Annotated in this window: 25 protein-coding genes; 4 read left to right on the forward strand and 21 right to left on the reverse strand. The window is 49.0% G+C overall.

All coding sequences use genetic code 11. The features are described from left to right. From AC5JO6_RS06365 to AC5JO6_RS06425, 13 genes are all read right to left on the reverse strand, one after another. The coding region (locus tag AC5JO6_RS06365; protein ID WP_496080210.1) for a glycosyltransferase family 9 protein at positions 1–1267 on the reverse strand (1267 nt) is incomplete at its 3' end. 235 nt (positions 1268–1502) lie between these two features. Beyond that, a complete protein-coding gene (locus tag AC5JO6_RS06370; RefSeq protein WP_496080211.1) occupies positions 1503–2348 on the reverse strand; it encodes a glycosyltransferase family 2 protein in 846 nt (281 codons plus the stop codon). Continuing rightward, on the reverse strand, positions 2345–3595 hold the full coding sequence (gene waaF / locus AC5JO6_RS06375) for a lipopolysaccharide heptosyltransferase II (protein ID WP_496080212.1): 1251 nt from the start codon (positions 3593–3595) through the stop codon (positions 2345–2347). Before waaF ends, AC5JO6_RS06370 begins: the two co-directional genes overlap by 4 nt. Beyond that, positions 3592–4668, reverse strand: a complete 1077-nt coding sequence (locus AC5JO6_RS06380) for a bifunctional heptose 7-phosphate kinase/heptose 1-phosphate adenyltransferase (protein WP_496080213.1) — start codon at positions 4666–4668, stop codon at positions 3592–3594. Before AC5JO6_RS06380 ends, waaF begins: the two co-directional genes overlap by 4 nt. Before the next feature lie 120 nt (positions 4669–4788). Then, complete coding sequence (locus AC5JO6_RS06385; RefSeq protein WP_496080214.1) at positions 4789–5340, reverse strand: D-glycero-alpha-D-manno-heptose-1,7-bisphosphate 7-phosphatase; 552 nt, start codon at positions 5338–5340, stop codon at positions 4789–4791. Between the two features lie 34 nt (positions 5341–5374). Further along, positions 5375–6100 carry an SDR family oxidoreductase gene (locus tag AC5JO6_RS06390; RefSeq protein WP_496080215.1) on the reverse strand — a complete coding sequence of 242 codons (726 nt, stop codon included), beginning with the start codon at positions 6098–6100 and terminating at the stop codon, positions 5375–5377. A gap of 26 nt (positions 6101–6126) precedes the next feature. Then, on the reverse strand, positions 6127–8064 hold the full coding sequence (locus AC5JO6_RS06395; protein ID WP_496080216.1) for a glycosyltransferase: 1938 nt from the start codon (positions 8062–8064) through the stop codon (positions 6127–6129). Beyond that, positions 8061–9053, reverse strand: a complete 993-nt coding sequence (locus AC5JO6_RS06400) for a glycosyltransferase (protein WP_496080217.1) — start codon at positions 9051–9053, stop codon at positions 8061–8063. The genes AC5JO6_RS06395 and AC5JO6_RS06400 overlap by 4 nt, the downstream gene beginning before the upstream one ends. Positions 9054–9240: 187 nt before the next feature. Then, complete coding sequence (locus AC5JO6_RS06405; protein ID WP_496080218.1) at positions 9241–10554, reverse strand: PucR family transcriptional regulator; 1314 nt, start codon at positions 10552–10554, stop codon at positions 9241–9243. Next, a complete protein-coding gene (locus AC5JO6_RS06410; protein ID WP_496080219.1) occupies positions 10551–11600 on the reverse strand; it encodes a glycosyltransferase family 9 protein in 1050 nt (349 codons plus the stop codon). Before AC5JO6_RS06410 ends, AC5JO6_RS06405 begins: the two co-directional genes overlap by 4 nt. Positions 11601–11655: 55 nt before the next feature. Then, a complete protein-coding gene (locus AC5JO6_RS06415) occupies positions 11656–12177 on the reverse strand; it encodes a DUF2231 domain-containing protein (protein WP_496080220.1) in 522 nt (173 codons plus the stop codon). 62 nt (positions 12178–12239) lie between these two features. Further along, positions 12240–12830, reverse strand: a complete 591-nt coding sequence (locus tag AC5JO6_RS06420; protein ID WP_496080221.1) for a hypothetical protein — start codon at positions 12828–12830, stop codon at positions 12240–12242. Between the two features lie 137 nt (positions 12831–12967). Beyond that, entirely contained in the window at positions 12968–13492 is a 525-nt protein-coding gene (locus tag AC5JO6_RS06425) for a DUF6658 family protein (protein ID WP_496080269.1), read from the reverse strand. A gap of 346 nt (positions 13493–13838) precedes the next feature. Between AC5JO6_RS06425 and AC5JO6_RS06430 the strand changes: the two genes are divergently transcribed. Then, entirely contained in the window at positions 13839–14600 is a 762-nt protein-coding gene (locus tag AC5JO6_RS06430; protein WP_496080222.1) for a DUF3891 family protein, read from the forward strand. A 47-nt stretch (positions 14601–14647) separates the two neighbouring features. Further along, positions 14648–15187, forward strand: coding sequence for a GAF domain-containing protein (locus tag AC5JO6_RS06435; protein ID WP_496080223.1), 540 nt, complete (start codon positions 14648–14650; stop codon positions 15185–15187). Between the two features lie 39 nt (positions 15188–15226). Here the strand turns inward: AC5JO6_RS06435 and AC5JO6_RS06440 are convergent, their stop codons facing one another. Together AC5JO6_RS06440 and AC5JO6_RS06445 are read right to left on the reverse strand one after the other, a co-directional pair. Continuing rightward, positions 15227–15466 (reverse strand): hypothetical protein, encoded by a 240-nt coding sequence (locus AC5JO6_RS06440; RefSeq protein ID WP_496080224.1) that lies wholly within the window; start codon positions 15464–15466, stop codon positions 15227–15229. Then, positions 15463–15657, reverse strand: coding sequence for a hypothetical protein (locus AC5JO6_RS06445; RefSeq protein ID WP_496080225.1), 195 nt, complete (start codon positions 15655–15657; stop codon positions 15463–15465). The genes AC5JO6_RS06440 and AC5JO6_RS06445 overlap by 4 nt, the downstream gene beginning before the upstream one ends. A 132-nt stretch (positions 15658–15789) precedes the next feature. On the opposite strand from AC5JO6_RS06445, the gene AC5JO6_RS06450 reads away from it, so the two are divergent. Together AC5JO6_RS06450 and AC5JO6_RS06455 are read left to right on the forward strand one after the other, a co-directional pair. Further along, positions 15790–16065: a hypothetical protein gene (locus AC5JO6_RS06450; RefSeq protein WP_496080226.1), complete on the forward strand. Its 276-nt coding sequence runs from the start codon at positions 15790–15792 to the stop codon at positions 16063–16065. Further along, positions 16055–16483, forward strand: a complete 429-nt coding sequence (locus tag AC5JO6_RS06455) for a type II toxin-antitoxin system VapC family toxin (RefSeq protein WP_496080227.1) — start codon at positions 16055–16057, stop codon at positions 16481–16483. Before AC5JO6_RS06450 ends, AC5JO6_RS06455 begins: the two co-directional genes overlap by 11 nt. 41 nt (positions 16484–16524) lie before the next feature. Here the strand turns inward: AC5JO6_RS06455 and AC5JO6_RS06460 are convergent, their stop codons facing one another. The 6 genes from AC5JO6_RS06460 to AC5JO6_RS06485 form a co-directional block, all read right to left on the reverse strand. Continuing rightward, entirely contained in the window at positions 16525–16659 is a 135-nt protein-coding gene (locus AC5JO6_RS06460; RefSeq protein WP_496080228.1) for a hypothetical protein, read from the reverse strand. Between the two features lie 21 nt (positions 16660–16680). Beyond that, positions 16681–16911: a YgiT-type zinc finger protein gene (locus tag AC5JO6_RS06465; protein WP_496080229.1), complete on the reverse strand. Its 231-nt coding sequence runs from the start codon at positions 16909–16911 to the stop codon at positions 16681–16683. A 2-nt stretch (positions 16912–16913) separates the two neighbouring features. Next, positions 16914–17222, reverse strand: coding sequence for a DUF4258 domain-containing protein (locus AC5JO6_RS06470; protein WP_496080230.1), 309 nt, complete (start codon positions 17220–17222; stop codon positions 16914–16916). A gap of 212 nt (positions 17223–17434) precedes the next feature. Further along, the gene (locus AC5JO6_RS06475) at positions 17435–17866 is read right to left on the reverse strand and encodes a PIN domain-containing protein (protein ID WP_496080231.1); all 432 of its coding nucleotides are present in this window, start codon (positions 17864–17866) and stop codon (positions 17435–17437) included. Beyond that, a complete protein-coding gene (locus AC5JO6_RS06480; RefSeq protein WP_496080232.1) occupies positions 17863–18090 on the reverse strand; it encodes a hypothetical protein in 228 nt (75 codons plus the stop codon). Before AC5JO6_RS06480 ends, AC5JO6_RS06475 begins: the two co-directional genes overlap by 4 nt. Before the next feature lie 44 nt (positions 18091–18134). Then, positions 18135–20159 carry an NACHT domain-containing protein gene (locus AC5JO6_RS06485; RefSeq protein WP_496080233.1) on the reverse strand — a complete coding sequence of 675 codons (2025 nt, stop codon included), beginning with the start codon at positions 20157–20159 and terminating at the stop codon, positions 18135–18137. Between the last annotated feature and the right edge of the window lie 203 nt (positions 20160–20362).

A 20362-nucleotide genomic window follows, 5' to 3' on the forward strand; every position in this document is an offset into this window, starting at 1 on the left:
CGAGTTCTGAGCTGGGTGGTTGGAGTTCTGAGCTGGGTGTTCCGAGTTCTGAGCTTGGTGGTTGGAGTTCTGAGCTTAGTGTTCCGAGTTCTGAGCTTGGTGGTTGAAGTTCTAAGCTTGGTGTTCCGAGTTCTAAGCTTGGTGGTTGGAGTTCTGAGCTTGGTGTTCCGAGTTCGAGACTCGACCTTTGGAGTTCCAGGCTCGGCGTTCCGAGTTCTAAGCTCGACGTTCCGAGTTCTAAGGTTGGTTTTCCAGGCTTAGAGGCTGGCAAGTGTAGAAATGGGGCAGCAGCAGCCATCACTTCAGCGGGTGAAATGGCATCAAGGCAGGTCTGCCAGCCATCAAAGGGACAGATACCACTGTACCAGCAGCATTGAGTCGTAAAATTGTCGATGTTGCGTTCAGGGCAGCCTGGATACCCTTGCAGGTTGATGTGAGGCGCAGGCTGTCCATAGCGATCGTGCCACGAAGGTCCAAATAACGTGATGGTTGGCGTGTCCAGGGCGGCTGCGATACGGGCAGGTCCAGTATCGGCAGCAATGACGAGATCGGCGATCGCCATCAGTCCCCCTAACGATCGCAGAGTGCCTTGTTGCCAAACTTGAGCGTGATTGCCAATTTCACTGGCAATGTGTTCTGCCTGCTCTGGATGAGAGCCAACGGGCACTACGATCGTTGCACCATACTGCTGGTGTAGTTCGCGTCCTACCATCACAAAGTTTGCGGTTGACCAGCGTTTAATTGCCATACCTGCGTCAGGGTACAGCACCACTAAGGGGGGCATCACATGACCAAGCTGCTGCTGCGCCGAGAGTATCTCAGCGGATGTCAGGTGGAGCTGCGGCGTGCCGATCGCGTCTGGTTGAATCAAGCCATCTGCCAGCAAGAGTTGGAGGAAGCGATCGCCCACTCGTTGATGAGATGGCGGCGATCGCCAGAGATTGGTCACTGTTTGCAGGGCATTACTCACTTGAATCACGTGATCAATGCCGTCGTAGTTAGTATCTGACACAATCAAATCAAAGGTGCAGCGGTCTAGCAGTGCTTCAACCACGTTTCGAGCCTGATGCACCTGATTCAGTTCAGGTTCAATCCCAATTACATGATGGATGAGTGGATCGTCCTTGAGCAGTTCGCTTCCTGGTGCAAAGGTCAAGACGGTGAGCTTAGCGTTTGGGTGCGATCGCCCCAGTGCCTGGATTGCCGATAAAGCAATCAGCACATCACCAATGCCACCCAACAGTTCAATGAATAAAATCGTTCGCATAGCTGCATCATTGACTAGGACTATGTTCTGGCGTTAAGCATTGAGTATTGTCCTCATCCCCAGCCCTTCTCCCCAATGAGAAGGGAGCAAGATTCAAAGTCCCTCTCCTGTGGGAGAGGGATTAGGGTGAGGGCGAAAGGTGGGACGTTAAGCATTGAGTATTGCCCTCATCCCCAGCCCTTCTCCCCAATGAGAAGGGAGCAAGATTCAAAGTCCCTCTCCTGTGGGAGAGGGATTAGGGTGAGGGCGAAAAGGTGGTATGCTCCCACTGAATAACTTTATCGGCAGCAACCGGGCGATCGGGAATTGTGGTTGGCACCTCTTGATGGTAAACACCTGATGGAATCAGCCCACAGCCGCCATAGTGCGCCATCAGTTGAAGCTGCACCAGCACATCTTCACCGCCATGTTTGGGTGGAAGATCGTGCCAAAAGTTGAAGCCACCGATGCTACGCAGTTTTGCCGTATCATACAGGATGCAACCAGCAATCCATGCAACCTTATAGGGCTGTGGCTTGTTTACATCTAACGCTCCCTCTAACATCAATCGCTGCTGAAGATGATAGAGGTTAGCCGCACTATGAAGCCGCCAGCGTTCCCATTGCGGTGTCTCTGGTTGCACCAGCTCTGGTTGCACAGCGCCATGCCAAAACTCGATCGCCTGGTCATGAGGACGCACATCATGCAGGAAACTCAGCCCATGCGGTGCATTACCAACAAACCCACAGTCCTCAGCCTGAATGGTGGTTAGCAAGTGTTGGATTAACGTCGCCTCTAAGATCAAATCGTCATCAAGAAACAGCACATACGGAGCCGTTGCCTGATCTAACAAAAACTGGCGCTGCTCTGAGATACCACGACGCGGTAGATGTTTGTGCTGCTCAACGCTGTGCCCATGCGCTTGCAGTACCCGTAATACTGCCTGCACCTCACCTGTGTCGAGAAGATCCTCTCCCTCAGTTTGGTCAGAAATGACAAGGTGAAAATTGCGAAACGTCTGAGCAATCAAACTGGTCAGTGTGACGGCTAATGCGGTGGGACGGGCATAAGTGGGAATTAACACATCAATCGTTGCTGTCATCGCCATACCTCTCTGGCAGATGGTGTGAGTGTGGTTGACTGGCGATCGTCTACATTAGCAAGGGTCAGTAATGGTAATGCTGATGGTACCAATTCTAATGGCGACGCGATCGATGGATTCACAGTGTCAGCCATTAATTCACATGCGGCTCGAAACACATCATCCGGTGACACTAGCTGCAAACAGTGATGATGCCCTTCGGGACAAATGCTCTTATAGCAAAACTTGCATGGCACGTCATGAAATAACACTCGGTTGGGCACTCCCCAGGGTGTGTGTTGTGGATTGGTCAGCGCATATAAATCCACCACGGGCGTACTTACGGCTGCGGCAATGTGAGCTGGACCTGTATTGTTAGCAATTAAGAGTGGCGCGATCGCCAGCAGTGCTGCCATTTCTGCCAGGTCAAGTTCGCCTACCAGTGAAGCAGAAGCAACGCCCATCGCTGCCTGAATCGCCGCCACCAACTCCCGCTCTGGCTCCGTCCCTGTAAACAGAACCTGACAGTTCGCATCCAGCACCAGCCGACGCGCAACGGCGGCAAAACCCTCGGCTGGATAACGGCGTGACGCGGCTGTTGCACCCGGATGTATCACCACCCACGGCTGCTTGATATCCAACTCCAGTAACTGCAATCGCTGCAAAAGACGCTGATGGTTACTCTCTGTCACATGGAGAGACAGGCACTCATCTTCAATGTGAAAACCAAGGCTGGCAACCAAATCCAGTTGACGGCGTACTTCATGACGGATACCACTGCTCGGTTCGGGATCAAGCACCCAGTCGGTCAGCAGTTGATAGGGATTTTCGTGACAATGGGCAAGTCGTAATGGAATATCTGCCAGGTAGCATAGCAACGCTGATGGCAAAGGGTTTTGGCTAAACACAGTAAAAATGACGGCTGCATCAAAAGCCTCCTGGCGCAGAGCTTCCACCATTGCTAGTTCGGGACGGCTGTTCAGTCTTGGTGCCGTCGCTTTCATCCAGGGTGGATCGTAGGTGATGACGCGATCGATCTCTGGTACAAGTGCTGCTACGTCTGCTCCCGAATATGACGTAAGTAAGGTAATGTGACGGTTAGGATCTCCCTGTTTCAATGCCCGGATTGCCGGAGTGGTCATTAAGACATCACCGATCGCATCCAGCCGAATACACAAGATTTTTTTCGCTTGCTGCCACTGTTCTTCTACCACTGTGTGTTCTTCTACCACTGTGTTTTCTTCTAACAATGTGTTTTGCAGAATCATGCAACCTCCGTTAACTCATTGATTCCATCGCCTGATGTTTCTTCTTGAAACTGGTCAACTTGCAGTTTAGAGTCTGCTGCGATCGCTATTTGCAATTCTTCCGCAGAACAAGTAGCTGTACCGTCTTTTGCAACGACAATCGCTGCTGCCGTTGCCGCTAGTTCCGCCGCCACTGTGATGGATGTTCCAACCGCTAAGGCAAGGGTGAGCGCACTGATGAAGGTATCGCCTGCTCCCGTCGGATTGACACAAGTGATGGCTTTGGCTGGGATAAGATGCGGCGATCGCTCACGTTGGAGGATGATGGCACCATCCACATCTAATGTCACAATGGCAAATTTGGCTCCTGTGCGGTCTAGCAGTTGATGACGATGTTGGGCAATTTGCTCAAGACGGGTCTTCGTCTGGTCATCAAGGGCGATTGCCATTTGGGATGCCAGCAGGCGCATCGCTTCCTCATAATTGGGTTTCACAGCCGTTACACCAATCGAGCGATAGCTGGCTAACCGCTTGGAATCCACTACCAGTAGCTTTGGTACCTGAGCCTGGAGTTGAGCGATCGCTTCAATCACTTGTGGTGTCAACAGACCATAGCTGTAGTCAGAAATTACAATCGCATCGCACGGCATGAAACGGTCAGTCAACTGCTGGATGAGCTGCCGCTCGGTGTCGGGGGCGATCGCCTCCGTGCTGCCCTGATCCATCCTCACTAACATTTGAGACGCTGCCATTACCCGACTTTTAACCAACGTGCGCCGCAAGGGTTGCTGCAACAGCACCTCGGTTTCAACCCCATAGCGTACCAGTGCATGTTGTAAAAGTTCGCCTTCCACATCATCACCAATCACCGAGAGTAACGATACCTGAGCACCAAGGCTGCGAAGATTGACTGCCACATTGGCTGCCCCACCAGGAATATCCTGACGATCGCGCAGTGCGACTACCGGAACAGGAGCCTCCTGACAAAGACGGGTAGCCTCGCCCAATAAATAGCTATCCAGCATCGCTTCACCAATGACAATGATGTGTCGATCGGCAAACGTATTGATAAGGCTAGACACATTCGTGTGCATGAAGGGAGTTGTTGGTGATTAGTTGTTGGTGGTTAGTGATGAGTTTTGAGGTTTGGATCAACTTTGACCCGCTGACTACTGACCGCTGACCGCTGACTGCTGACCGCTGACTGCTGTCTCCTACTTAATAATGTGCGCTGCCTCAGCCAAATCCTTCGCTAGAAAATGAGGTACTCGCTCTGATGAAAGCAGCCATTCCGTCTCGTTGCCATTGTTAATGAGAATCGTTTGACAACCCACTCGACGACCGGCTTCCACATCGTTCAAAATGTCACCAACAAACCAGGATTGGGTTAAGTCGATCGCGCGATCGCCCGCAGCTTGCAGGAGAAGACCCGGCTCCGGTTTGCGACAATGGCAGGCGATCGCATACTCCATTACCGTGCCATCGGGATGATGGGGGCAGTAATAAAACCCATCTAACAGCACATCAAATGGCTCCAACAGTTCCTGTAGACGTGCTTCCACTGCTGTCAGGGCTGATTCTGGAAAATAACCCCGCGCGACACCTGATTGATTAGAAATGACAATCAGTTGATAGCCCAACTGCTGCACTTGCCGTAAGCCATCTCCCGCACCGACCGTTAACCGGATTCGCTGTGGATCGACGTTGTACGGCACGTCTTCAATCAACGTACCATCCTTATCCAAAAACACCGCTCGGTTTTTCATTTCCACTCTTCACTCCTCTCCCCTCACTTCCTCATCAGGGCCACGACGACTCTTGCATGGGTAGCACAGTCACTTCAGGAATGACCGTCGCTGCCGGTTGAGACAGCACATAGCGAATGGTATCTGCCACGTTCTTAGGATCTTGCAGCTTTTCCAGCGGTGTGTCAGGGAAGCGATCGAGAATAAACGGTGTTTGCATTCCACCAGCAACTACAGCCGTTACTTTAATACCATAGGTACGTGCTTCTACATGGAGCGCGTGGCTAAAACCTAGCAAACCCCATTTGCTGGCATGATAGGCAGATGCATTTGCCCAAGCTCGTTTGGATGCGGTCGAAGCAATATTGATGATATGTCCGCTTCGTTGTTGCTGCATTGTTAGTAGCACTTGCTTAGAGAGGATGAATGGCGCGCGTAGATTGACTGCCAAGACGCGATCCCAATCGGCGATCGTTAATTCTTCCACAGGTAACGTGACATCTGTACCCGCGTTGTTGATCAAAATATCCAGGCGACCAAATTCCTGAATGACGTGGGCGATCGCCGTTTCCACCTGCTGTTCATCACAGACATTGAGATGGATTGCCTGCGCTTTGCCTCCATCTGCCTGGATTTCTAACGCAACTGTCTCCGCAAGCTCTTCACGGATGTCCGCTACAATGGCGATCGCGCCTGCCTCACCTAGCATCCGACAGATTGCCTCGCCTAGACCGCGTCCACCGCCCGTTACCAGCGCCACTTTTCCGGTTAATTCAGACATTGTTTGAACTCCTTGCTATCGAATAATTAGCTAATCGTTGCTGGCAGATCAGAGGCAATCGCTTTATCCATCAGGCGTTCTACCGCTTCTACCAGTTGAACACTATTGGCTATAGATGGATGGTTGGATGATTGTTCTGTCACAAACCATTTCTCTACCAACTCACAAAGCAGATGGATAACCACGATCTGCACTTCCTGAATATGCTGCGGTTCTGAAGACGGCACCACAATGCAATAGTCCGCTAGCGATCGCAACGTCCCACCGTCGCCACCCAAAAGGGCAATGGTTTGCACGCCCTGCAATCGAGCCACATTAAAAGCTTCAACCAAATTGCGCGATCGACCACTGGTGCTAATGCCCATCAGCACATCACCTGGTTTGCCAAACGCCTCCACCTGACGCGCAAAGACATCCTCAAACCCCACGTCATTTGACCATGCAGTGAGAACGGCGGTGTCAGCCGTTAACGCCATGGCTGGAAAGCCCGGTCGGCTGCATTTAAAGCGACCCACAAATTCGGCGGCACAGTGCTGAGCATCGGCTGCACTGCCCCCGTTGCCGCACAGCATCACTTTGCCACCACGATCGAAGCAAGCACTTAGCACGTCAGCCGCGTCTAAAATGGATTGCTGTAGCTGCTGTTTGGATGTTTGTAAGGCAGTGACAACTTGATCGAAGCGGCGATCGATCAGTGCAAACGCCTGGAGGGTATGACGGCGCTCTGGCTGATGGGTGGCGATCACTTGCTCATACAAGGTTGCCATCGTTGTTGCCACCCTTTGCCATGTAAACAACGCGTTGACACGTTGAATTGCCTGTCGCCCGAAGCTATCCAGCAACTGAGGCTGTTGATAGAGATGGGCAATGCGATCGGCAATTGCCATTGGATCATTCGGTGGAACGAGGTAGCCCGTTTCGCCATCTCGTACCGTAAATTTAATCCCACCCACATCAGAGCCAACGACAGGTGTACCACACGCCATCGCTTCGATCGGTGTAATGCCAAACGGTTCGTACCACGGCGTTGTAATGAATACATCGGCAGCACTGTAGTAATATTTCAGTACTTCACGCCCCTGACGACCCACAAAGGTGACATAATCTGCCACTCCAGCTTCAGCCGCGATCGTCTGTAACCGAGTCATTTCAACTGTAACGCGTGCATCAGCATCAGCTAAATCACCACCCACAACCAGCAAGTGTGCTGCCGTTTGATGTTCCTGAATCAGGTATGCAAGACTCCGAATGACCGTGTCAACGCCTTTGCGAGGCACCATACGACCCAGTTGCAGCAGCACACGCTCCTCAGCCGGAAGCCCCAACGCCACACGGGCAAGCGGTTTGCTCAATGGTTCAAATTCAGTGGCATTGAAACCACAGGGAATAATGACAATCTTGTTGGGATCAGCATGATAGAGACGGCATAAATCCTCCTCATCTTGAGGACATTCTGCAATAATGGCATCCGCTTCAGACGCAATACGGTCTTCGATCGCAAACCGCTCATCGGGAAATTCGTCTGCCCTACCTTGATGGAAACGACGCACACGCCCCAAAGCATGGTACGTCATTACAAATGGAATCCCCAATTGCTGCTTGACCTCGGCTGCCACCAGCCCAGACATCCAAAAATTGGCATGAATGAGATCATAAGACGGCTGTTGGCGTTGACAAAACTGAAGGACATACGCTGTAAACTCTGCCATAAACGGCAGCAAATCTTCTTTACGGATATGGAATGCAGCACCAGCAGGCACATGAATCAAACGCACACCATCAACCCAGTGGGCAACTTCTGGCAAAAGCAGATGGTCACGACGGGTGAATATATCAACCAGGTAGCCCACTTTTGCCAGATGCTTGGCAAGCTGCCCCACATATACATTCTGCCCACCGCTATCAACGCCACCCAGAACGCCAAATGGAGAGGCGTGTTCACTGATTAAAGCAATCCGTTTCATGCCCTACCTCCTGCTACTGTGTGCAATGTTGAAGTCTGGTGATGTTCAGTGCCCGTCACCAAAGCAAACGCTGCTTCCCAATCACGAGTAAACCGTTGAATATTGAAGCGCTCTTGAGCATACCGTCGTGCTCCTTCACCCAGACGGCGCGCCTCTGCTGGCTCTCGTAGCAGCCTCTGCATCACTGCTACTAATTGATTGACATCGGTGCCGACATAGCCAGAAACGCCATTCTCAACAACCATTGCCATTTCAGTCGTTGCTAAACCCACGATCGGCATTCCCAGCATCATTGCCTCACATACCGCTAACCCCAGGCTGGTATAGCGAATGGGATTGAAGAAAAAACGATACCGTGCTTGCAGTGCAGGCAGTTGAGCATGAGGAACTTCGCCCAAGCCATCTAATTCCATTGAACCCATGCCAACGAGATCGAGCGGCACCTGCCGACGGACTTGCGTAAAAATATCGGCACCTAAACGGCGACCGCGCGATCGTAAGCCATTCACAACGACCAAACCGCGATCGAGTTCACCTGTATAATGCACTGATGGAACTGTCACGCCGTGCTCAATCACACAGGTCGGAGTCTTGCCACTATCCCACATCAACGCGTTGAACGGCGTGACGTGAACCAGCATCACATTGGGATCATTAACTACATGGCGTGTATTAGTGGGATGCTCCTGCGGCGGATCGTGCTCTAGATAGAGACGCGGTAGCTGACGTTGAGACTCAGATAAAATTTCGTGCTGATCGTGCAGATAATTCTTCCGCGATTGAAACAAAATACAGTCGAATGCTTGTTCTCGCACCAACGCAGCAGGCACATCACGGACGTTATCTGACCACAACGAATTGCCTAAACGACCACCATAGCCTTCAGGATAGCCCGGTTTCACTGGTAGATAGAATTCATGACGGCATTGCATTAGGTAGGAAAGATAACTTCCATGAACGTGCCAAGTCAGAATGCGTAATGGACGCATGAATGGTGTACCTGATTAGTAATTGTTTGTAGCAATTTCTTTGCCGGAAATGCAGTAACCAGCTTCGATAAATGCCTGCTCAAGTAGTGAATGCCTGCTTAAGTAGTAGCACCCAAGCGATTTTTGCCTTGCACTAAAAGCAAAGCTAGAGTAATCGCTTTGATTCACAAAATTAGATGCATCCTTACTAGCTATGATGAATTGATGAGTAAAAAGATTCATCGGCAGCTTGCCTAAGATGCTGTTGATCCCACTGTGCTGCAATTGGGCATTTGCACAACGTACGAGTATCACTATGCAGCGATCGCAAAAATAGTGCCAATCGAATCTGCATAGCATCATCAAAACGACGTGGATCTAGCCCAGTTAATGAGGTAATTTTTTCTAAGCGATAGCTGAGCGTGTTGCGATGAATGGATAACCGACTGGCAGTTGTTGAAAGAGAGCAGTTCTCAAAAAAGAAAACATCTAACGTCTCTAGTAGTTCTGCTTCCTGGTCAAGTGGACTAAGAAGATACTTAGCCAGATCAATCTTGGTGCGTTCATGGGAAAGACCGACAAAGGCTGCAATACCCAATGCATCTAGACAATGCACTTGATTTTGACCATAAAAATGCTTGCCTAACGAAAGGGCTGCTCGCGCATCTTGATACGATGAAGCCAACCCCTTTAATGTAGGATGATAGCGACCAATACCAATACTAATTGTGGTAGTTGTATCGGTACGTAAGCGATCGAGTAAGGCAGCTCCGGCTCGTTTGAGTGCTGTTAAATTTGCCCAAGACGAGTCAACTTGACGCGGTTCGTCATGCGTTGTCCATGCGGCTAAATCTTGTGTACCACTAGCCTTCAACACAGCAATCTCACCGTTACCAATATAAGCACAAATTGTTTCATTAGGTAGATGGAAGAAACTAACGACGCTACTGGTAACAAGCTGTGCGCGTCGCAAGATTTGTGCTGATGGTTCAAGCTCTCTTAGTGCAGCAGCAGACAAAATATAGTCCGCAGCATCAATGAGGATGACCGCACGTGGGCGTGTAAGATCCATGCCCAAGATTTGCCCTTCCCTCAAAAGATTGATTTCACTAAAGTTGGAGCCAATCAGTAAATCATGAATAAATTTATTTTTTAGTTCATGGTGGTCAGGTTGCTTCACCAGCAACGCTTGAGCCATCAATTCCACCAACAGTTGAGCCGGACGTGATGAAATAACTTCATCACCGCTCGATTTAGCGACAAGGACATCGCACCATTGTCCATCTAAGGATATTGGTAGATGGATGTATGCTTCTGTGTCTTGGATAGTTGCATTGAGTAACTCTGATGTGGGTAATTCGGATGTACGTAAACCCGTCAACGAATAGTCTTTGCTCCTGGCAACGATCGTGCCCTGAGCATCCAGCACCAAAATCTGTGCCGTTAAAGTTTCTGACAAACGTTCAGCAATCGCGATTGCAACTGATTGAAATTGGCTACTCATGCCTACTTTCCGTTTCATCCAATTTCGCTCAACTGCAACTTAGACACTGAGTCTGTAGCAATGGGTTGCTGCAAAAGCGCGTCTGCTTGCGCGATCGCATCGCCCGCAGTCGCACCTGTAGCGTGACAAAGCACCCGATGACGATCGCGATTAAGTGGTGCCCACCGCTGTGGATCGGAAGCTGTAAAAATTACTACACTAGGCACTTGAAGCGCATCAGCTAGATGAGAAATACCCGTATCGTTGCAAACCAGCAGGCGAGACCCCTTCAGCAAGACAGCTAGTGCGCCCAATGTTGTGCAACCAGCTAAATTCAGCGATTCAGCTTGCATGAGTTGGGCAACAGCATGGGCGATCGGCAACTCTTCTGACGTTCCCGTTAAGACAATTTGGCACCCGCGCTGAGCAAGTGCATCGGCAACGATCGCAAACTGTTTCGGCGACCAGCGGCGCTCAACTACACTTGCGCCCGGATGGATGCAAACATAGCATCCCCGACGAAGATTGTAAGTTGCATCGACTGCTTTCAATGCCTGATAATCAGCCTCTTGAAGCGGAAATTCTAAAGCTTCACCTTGAGCAGGTATACCTAAAAACGACAGCAATCGTAAGTATCGCCTTACTTCTGGCTCGTGCTTTGGGTACGGCAAAAATCGCTTAGCATCTGGACAGTATTGCTCAGGCAAAAAGAAACCTGCGTTGCGCTTTGCTCCTAACAGTAATGCAATTGGGTTTGTGATGACACCACTACCATGCATTTGAAGTGCTAAGTCAAACTGCTGTTTTTGGGCTGCTGCTAAAAACGTTGGAATCTGCTGCACTTGAGGCTCTTGCTCTGGTAAGCCTGGATAGCCTGGAAAGACCAACAACTCATCTAAATACTGATGAAAGCGTTGAACCAAAGCCTGCGTTTTTTGCAAACCTACTAGGGCGATTTTTGCCTGTGGCAACGCTGTGCGGAGCGATCGCAACGCAGGCACAATGCATAGAAAATCGCCCAGACCCTCCAGCGATCGAAGCACCGCTACCTGTTTGAAATTAGAAAAATGCTCATTGTCATACATTGCATTTCTTAGAGCTTAAATCACAATGCAACACTGCTACTGATACGCGAACAACTCACGGTCTATGGTTGCTGCCATAACCAATCACAGCTATTTTGTGACGGTAAACTAACTCTGCACCGTACCAACCAGTAATGCCAATTAATGTCGCCACAAAAAGCGAAAGAACCAGCCCGATCGGCAAAATTGCTCCCGTTTGATTACCCCAGCGCAGCACAAAGCTAATCAGTGACAGGCTCAAAACGGCAATGTTGCCAACCATGTGAATCCAGCCAGCCTGATGCTCACGGACACGATCGATTTTCACGAAGTCCAGCATCCCTGTTATGGCTGCTGCCAATCCAGCGACAAGACCAGCACCAATCAGCCAGAATGATGCGCGTGCCCAAAATGCATCTCCAGTCAACCAGTACCCAACGTCTGTGCCTAAAGCACCCGTCAGAAAGGCAATAGGAAACGTCACAATCAGTGGATGAAACGGATGACCCGCGATCGCAACAGTACTCGGTACGCCACTGTCACGATACTCTCTCTCATCGCTTTCAATTACAGGAGGGATATTGGGTGTTTGAGTCATAGTTTTACCTTAAAGAATTGCGCTCAATCATCAGTTGCCTTATTCGCTTTGCAACAAAGGGTTCAATCCATTGCACGTTTCGCTGCATTAGTCGCGTTGTCGATCGGTTCTTTAACGCCACGAGATAAATCTTCAGCAGCCGCTTTTGTATTCCGCTTTGTCTGGTCGAACGTACGCGAAGTCTGCCCTGACGCATTTCTTACATTGCGTTCGATGTTCTTGGAACCGCGTTCCCCAAATTGTCCCAGGCTCTCCTTTGCCTCGTTAGCGGTTCGACCAATGTCATCCCCAATGTTCTCAATACGCTCTTGCAAAGGTGTCCCGCTACGGAAGTTTTTGACATACTGTTCAGGGCTGTCAATCCCTTTCTGATTGATGTTGCGCTCTACTCGATCCTTTAACGCTTTGGCTTTTGCATCCACATCGGCTTTATCAAAGCGAGTTGCATCAACATCGTCAAAGTTATTCATCCCACCTTTGTAAGGTTGGCTTTGACCAGGCGTATTGGGACTATTAAGCTCCTTCAACGTTGCCGTATCGGTTGCATCTGCACGACTACAAGCGGTGCCAAAAAACATCAACAGGCTCACTGCGGCAACAGCTAGAAGTCGATTCAACTGAGCGCCTTTTAGAAAGGAGAAAATTCTGTTCATGCTCTCACTCCATTACTGCTAATTATGCTGATCAATGTTTGCTGCTCTTACCCTATGTACAACCTCAATATGCACAGGGAAGAGACTGTCTATACGCCTGTCATGAAGGCGATCAAAGAGGCGATTAAGGAGCACCGCTACTCTGGCTTTGCCAATCCTGATTGCTCAATTGACTTTTCAGTCGAGCCAGTTAGGTGCTTAGAGGCTTCCTTGAATGTGTTGCCCACTTTCTCTAAAAGTTTGGCATCCGGGTCACTGCGATCGAATACAGCTTGAGGTTCCTCAGGTGCTTGCTGCAATTCCTTCATTGCGTTTCTGGCTTTTCTGGAGGTCTCGCCCATACTTTGGTTGTCTCGCCCTGAAAACGCACGTTCAATCTTCTGATCTGCGGCTGCAACCAATTGACTAGAACCTGAGATGCTGGCACGATCGCGCTTGCTGACAGTAGGGTCAGTAGACATCTGATAGTCGTTGTAGCCATCCCCACCAGCTTTGTGAGGATTGTTTTGTCCACCCATTTGTACAGGCGGGTTGTTTGGACGAGCACCGACATTGTTCTCGCTACTGCAAGCAACGTTCAAAAGAAGAATCAATCCTGCTGCAAACACTGCGACGATCCTGCCCAGACGCAGCGTTTGACACAAGGCAGCTAACGTATTCACCAAGACATCTTCTCCTACGTAATTTAAGAAACTTAAGACGTAACGTCAATGGCTATCTCGATTCAATGGATAACCATTCACAAAAATACTAAGCACAAGCGGCTAACGTTTGCTCTATCTAGGGTGTGAGTTGAACTCTAAGAGCTGAATTAGCAAGCCGCCCTAGCTAAAAGGGTGCAATTGATTACGGATGAAAATTAAGCATTGATTCAGTCGTGTGATAGATACTGTCAATTGTTATATTGGCTACATTTGTACATAACTCAACTGCTTGTTGCTTGCTGTCCTACTGTTCAGCGGTTGACGAAACTGAGCTTTAGCCGTTTTATGCCAGGAGAATTGCCTTGTGATTGTTCATCCGACTCAGAACGGTTGGCAGATTATTTACCATCGCGCTCATGCTCTGCTGGCTGCTCAAATTGCTGGACATTGGCGGCGTAAAGATGCTCCCCCTCGACTGTATGAGACAGTGGCAGCCATCTCACACCACGATGATTTAGCAAAAGAGTGGGAGAGTGATAATTTAACAGAGGCGGGAACACCAAAAGATTTCTTGATGGATGAAGGCGACTCCTATGAGCCTTTGAGAGAACACATAGAGCGTGCGTTGTATCGGGGACACTGGGTTGGGTTGCTAAACTCCATGCATATGTCCCATTTGAATGCGAGTAAGCGCGGCACGTCGGCTGAAGCAGATGCTTTCCTGGATGAACAGTCAAAAAATCAAGCACGGTGGCGTAAGGAAGTTGAAGCGTCACAAGAAGATGCTGATAGTGCGTATGCCTTTATGCAGTGGTGCGATCGCCTTTCACTCATTCTCTGTCAGCACGAGCTACCAATGGATGAGCGTGCGTTAGAAATTAGCAAAGGACCCGATGGACAACGGTACAACGTGATCCAGCACGACAATGGTTTGTTAACTGTGACTCCCTGGTGCTTTGAAGACGATCGCTTTACGGTCAATGTGGAATCAACATCACTCTCACAAGTGACCTTCGAGAGCAATGAACATTTGATTGATGCCTTAAAACAGTCACCCCGTAAGCTCCTGGAATGGACATTTGTTAAGGAAGATCCTGAAGCAATGCAGGACAATCCATTGAGCTAATTAGAGATTAACGCCACCCTGTTCAACCTTCCAAGTTAATCATTCGTATGCCCGATCGCCTGCCAGATTCGATTGCCAGTATCCTCACGACAGCAGCAACACCCGATGCCCTTTTTACTGCCCTGATGCCTGCGCTGGGAGCTTATTTAGAGTGCGATCGCTGTTTCCTCTACCTGCGAGAGCCAAGTACACACATGGGCAAAGTACCCTTTTGCTGGGTACGCAATGCTGAGATGCCAATGGTTTATGACGAAGAGTGGAAACTTGAGCCACCCTCTTTGCCTGATCGTGATCCCATGTTTGCTGCTGCTTTGCGAACAGAGCCTTCTGTTGTGGTTGAGGATGTGGAAACTGCCAGTCCTGACACTTTAAACCAACAGTTTGAACGTGAGAACTTTGGGCATCGAGCACTCATTCATGCTCATCTTTGTCACGGAGGACAGCTTTGGGGAGTTTTGCAGCCCAGTGTGTTTGGTCGTCCAAGACAATGGACATGTGCAGAACAAGCGACGATCGCACAAGTGGTGCAAGCCATTACTCCTAGCGCTATTGCTTATGTCAAAGCGATCAAGGAACTGCATGATTAGGATCGCACGCTCACCGACACTCTAAAACAAAGCCTGCATTCACTCCTCATCAGGGCGGTCTTCTGTAAACTGATCGATCGCCTCTCGCATTCCTTCGGAGTAGGGTTCCAGAACGGTTGATGCGACGTGCAGATCGGCAAGTGCCTGACTAAATTCCTCTGAATTGGGGTCAGCGTTTTCTAAGGTTTGAATGGCGGCGATCGCCCGTTCTAGCTGAGGACGATAGTCAGCTAGATGAACTTTAAGCAACGCCAACGATTTATTGTAAGTGAGCGTCATTTGTTCAACCTCCTTTCAAGTTTGGCAATTTGCTGACGGCAAACGGCAACGGTCTTCTCCCACTTAGCAATGAGTCCTTGCCGCTGTTGTTCTAATGGTCTGCTAAGTTCTCCGGCAATCTTTTTCAAATGCTCTTCCAGTGCCCGGTGCTGCCCTTGCAACTGCTTACGATATTCTTTATTCTTCGTCATACCTGTACCCTACACCCTACATCCCACACCCCACACCCTATTCTCCCATTCTCGCAAAATGCTCCTGCAAGGACTTGTGGATAAACCGATAGACTAGGATAAAGCTGAAAAGATAAGCTGAGGACAGAGCGTGTGAAAGAAGCCGTTACCTATCAGACACTTTTACAAGAAGTGAGGGATCAGGGCATTCAGCAAGGGCTGTCAACTGTCGCACTCAACCTGTTGCACGAAGGGGTAGAGATTGCACAGGTCGCAAAGCTGACTGGGTTGCCGACAGAGCAGGTACAACGCTTAAGTGAGACTGGAACAGATGAATCAGCTCATGACGAGCCGCTGGTGAACTTTATCGGTGCGGTATCTCATGGTTCCTTGGCACAACAGCCTGATGTAGAGCTTTATGGCGACTAAGGTCTTTGTTGATACCTGGGGATGGCTAACGCTGCACGATAAAAGCGAAGTAAGGCATCGAGAAGTGGTCGAGTTTTACAAGGACTTCCGTTTCCGAAACGGTGTGGTTTGCACGACTGACTATGTGTTAGACGAAACCTTGACGCTCTTGTTTAAGCGGTTACCAGTCTCTCAAGCCCAGCGATCGATGGAAACCCTAACCACGGCATTCGTGGCAGAAACCTTCAAACTGGAATGGATTACACCAGTTCGCTTTGCTCAAGCACAAGCACTGCGCCTGAAGTTTTTAGACAAGCCTCAAATCTCTTTTACAGACCTGACCTCAATGGTTGTCATGGATGAACTGGAGATTGAGCAGGTTCTTACTGGCGACGCTCATTTCATCCAGGTTGGCATGGGCTTCCAACGGATTCCCTGATTGCTCACTTTTTTCATTCCCTACTCCCTATTCCCCACTCCCTACTCCCCCATCTTGGCAAAATGCTCCTGCAAGGACTTGTGGATAAACCGATAGCGCCCCCCGACGCGCTGAAGGAAGAGCCGATCGGTGCTCCGCACACACTTCATGAGCGGTGCAGTAGTCGAGACGGGCATAGTTCCAGGGAATGAAATCACTTATTTGAAAGCATACACATCGACACTGATTGCTTTTGTCGGTTGATGGTCTCCATGTAGCATTTGCCGAATTTTTTCAGTGGTTTCTCTGCTAAAGGTTGTTTCGCCACAGCGAGAACAGACGATCGCAGGGATATTTTCGACTAGAACAGGTTTTCCATAAATTTGAAAGACCTCACTGACCTGTTCTTCATGCGTCTTATTTGCTCCACAGTTATGGCACTGAAACATGGTTATCTCCTTTGGGAATAGTTAATCCACTCAAGATTATTCGGCTCGTAGAGCGTGATGATTCTCACAAGTTCTGATTGAGCAAGCGAGACTTGAATATGGAGCGGTCGATGTGTTGCGGTAAAGCCTAAAAGTAGACAACTTGGTGAATATTTATCATTTGGATACGCTTCAATGCTGATGGCATTCAAGCCAGCTTCTCTAATTTCCTGTTCACTGATATTACGCTCAATGGCTCGTTTGAAAGCATGGCGGCTGAACTCAAACTGCCCTGCGTAGAGTTGTTGTCGAACCGCATCAATTGTCTTCATTCATTCTAATGATTCCTGCTCCTCTCATGCTCTAACCCCACTCCCCACTCCCCACTCCCTACTCCCCCATCTTTGCAAAATGCTCCTGCAAGGACTTGTGGATAAACCGAACTGACAAGTCAGCGCTCCGCGATCGCGCCCATCAACCCGCTGAAGGAAGAGACATCCTGTGCGGTGGTTGAGCAAGCGAACATAGTTTCAGGCACATAGCCTCATTTGAAAGGATTCACGATCGTCAACTGCTGCTCAACCACCAGACCATCTTGCATATCTTCAGAGTAGAGAATCTCTGCATTAGCAGACAGCGCACTGGCAACAATCAGACCATCCCAAAACGAGAAGCAGTAACGTGATCGCAGGCTTGAAGCAATCGTCAGAGTTTCAATATTTAGAGCAACAACAGTACAGCGACTTTGAAAGGACTCAATCAGAGTTTGAATTTGGGCTTCTGTAAACGCTGCTTTCCTGAACGCATTTGCACAAACCTCATTAATCACTTGTGTACTGGTGATGATGTCTTGTGCTGCGGTGAGAGAGAAGGCAATTGTACGCTTTCGCTCACGCTCTTGAGCCTCAAGTGATTGATTGTCTAGCAAACGATATAACCACACGTTGGAATCGAGGAAGTATGGTTTGTTGCTCATAGACTGCGATCGTGCACTTCATCCCTGGTTAAAAAGCGATCGACCTTAACCGGATTTTGCGCCAGTTCATCCATGATGTCTGGTCTAGAAGCTTGCCTCTGAGCTTGCTTTAGCACAGTAATTTTAACCGTGTTCGCGTCTGCAAGTGACTGCTTGTATTCTTCAGGTATCACAATCACCCCATTCTCGACCGTTGCCTGAAATTCTACAGAACCCATCATCATGCTCCAACCTGCACACGTCTATTCTACTCCCTACACCCCACTCCCTATTCCCCCATCTTGGCAAAATGCTCCTGCAAGGACTTGTGGATAAACCGATAGCGCCCACCGACGCGCTGAAGGAGGAGACGTTCGGTGCAGTAGTCGAGAAAGCGGGCATAGTTCCAGGGAATAGAGCCACTATGGAAGAGAATACAGCGAAGGATAAAGTGTTGAATAAAAGCTATTCCTCCTACAAATAGGAAACTCCTCATTCCTAAAAGTAGACCAATGTTTAATCCCTCAATTGAACCAAGAAATAGAAGTCCTGTTAATCCAAAGAATAGCCCAATAAAAAGGAAACTATAAGTTGCATTACTCAGTGAATCAAAAATACCTTGATTTCTGATTTTGTTTGGTTTTATGTCTACTTTATGTAGACCGAAACCTGGCTCTAGTAAAGTGCCTAACATTATGGTGCCGATAATTGCACCGCTCAATAATGAGGCTTTGACATTTGCAAGCCAGCCAACCAATGTAAAGACTATTCCAAATAGCAATGAAACGATTCCTAATACAAAGATGATTTTCAGTGAAAATTTTGTATCTTTAACTGGTTCAATGGATAAAGGTAATACTCCAACCTGACCGAACGTAATTCCAAAGCTCATTGAAAATATTAGTAATATAAACAGTCTACCGCTTGACTCTTTACTTAGTCTGAGAAGTATTCCACTTAAGCTGAAAACACATACGCTGGTAAGTTTGAAAGCAATTTCGTAGAATTTTAACTTTGCATTGTTATAAAGCCAAGAGGGTTGTATTCTTTCAATTAAAAACTCAGTTTGTGACTCTTGCTGCAACTGTTTTGCCAGAAAACTGATCCAGTAGCGGATTTGTCTTGCCGTTGGCGGTTTGCCCTTCTCATATATATGACTCTTGAGTTCCCAATGCAACATTTGCTCCACATAGGCATCCAGCAGTAAATCTAATCGTTGCTCCATCAAGTTTGCCTGCTGCCACTGGTTGCAGAGAAGTTTCGGGTAAGATAGAGCCAGAATGCTTAACCATAGCGGCGTTCTAATCAATTCCCACATTGCCTCATCTTGCCGTAGCATTTGCCAGAGTTCTGGTTGGTTTGTTGCGGTTAAGTATGCCTGAATTTGCGTGTCGGTAAGGGTCTGCAACAAGATAGCTCCATTCAGGTGCATTCGGGTTTCGTTGTGTGGCTCCGCTGCTTCCGATTGCCACTGTCCCCGCACCACTTTTTCGTATTCTTCGCGCCGACAGCAGACGGCTAATGAGGGTGGTCGATCGTCGCTCTCCAGCCAGCGGTTAATTGCCTGCACACAACCTTCCTGATGCTCTGGCTTTACTTCATCCAGTCCATCCAGCAGGGGCAAAAGGTGCTTGTCTGCCAGCCATTGTGTGCCAATGTCCTTTCGCACCCCGTATTTTGACTTCAGTTCTTCCACCAACCAGGCGGTCATCGTCTGCTTTGGGTCTTTCCACGACGACAGGTTTAACAGGACGGGGATGAATGCGGTTGGGTTTTGTTCGGCTCGATCGCACAACCCCTTTGCCAAATCCAGCATCGTCATCGTTTTGCCTGCTCCTGGCTCACCCAGAATCAACAGTCTGCCGTCAATGCCTTTAAGCGTGAACACCTCCAAAATGCTTGTCTCAGTTGGCAATAATTGGGGCGACTTGGGTCCAATTTTGACCTCTGCATCCAACGGTCGCCTCACCTGCTGCGGTTGAGCTTGCTTGCCCAGGTTGATGAACACGGCATTATGCAATGATTGATCCAACCGTGAGATCACTTCTTGCTTGACCGCTTGCAGTAAGAGCGTTTGACTGCGCGATCGGGCATCCTGTTGAGGCGGTTCAGGTAGCACTGTCTCTTCCTCTGACTGCCTGTTCTGCCAGAGTACGATCGCTGCTGCAATCAGCGTGATCACAACCACTGCCCCAATGATGACTTGATCTCTATAGGGAAAGTTTGGAGTAGGTGGTAGCTGATTAATCAAGTAACCAAGCAAACTGGCGATTATCGCAGCAATCAAAACTTGAACGATCGATTTGGTTCGCATTCAAGGAGTTCCGGCAGGCAAGATGTAAGGCTGCTCTTACTATAGCCATAGAAAAGCTGGAGTTCAGAGGATAAACAATGAACCTTTTGGCTCGACATTCCGAATTCTGAGCAGAAGCACTCCAGGCTTTAACGCGATCGTTTTTGCTTAAGACGCGATCGTTCCTACTTCAAGTGGCATTGTTCCTACTTCAAGCGCGATCG

This window comes from Tildeniella sp., from assembly GCF_059505325.1.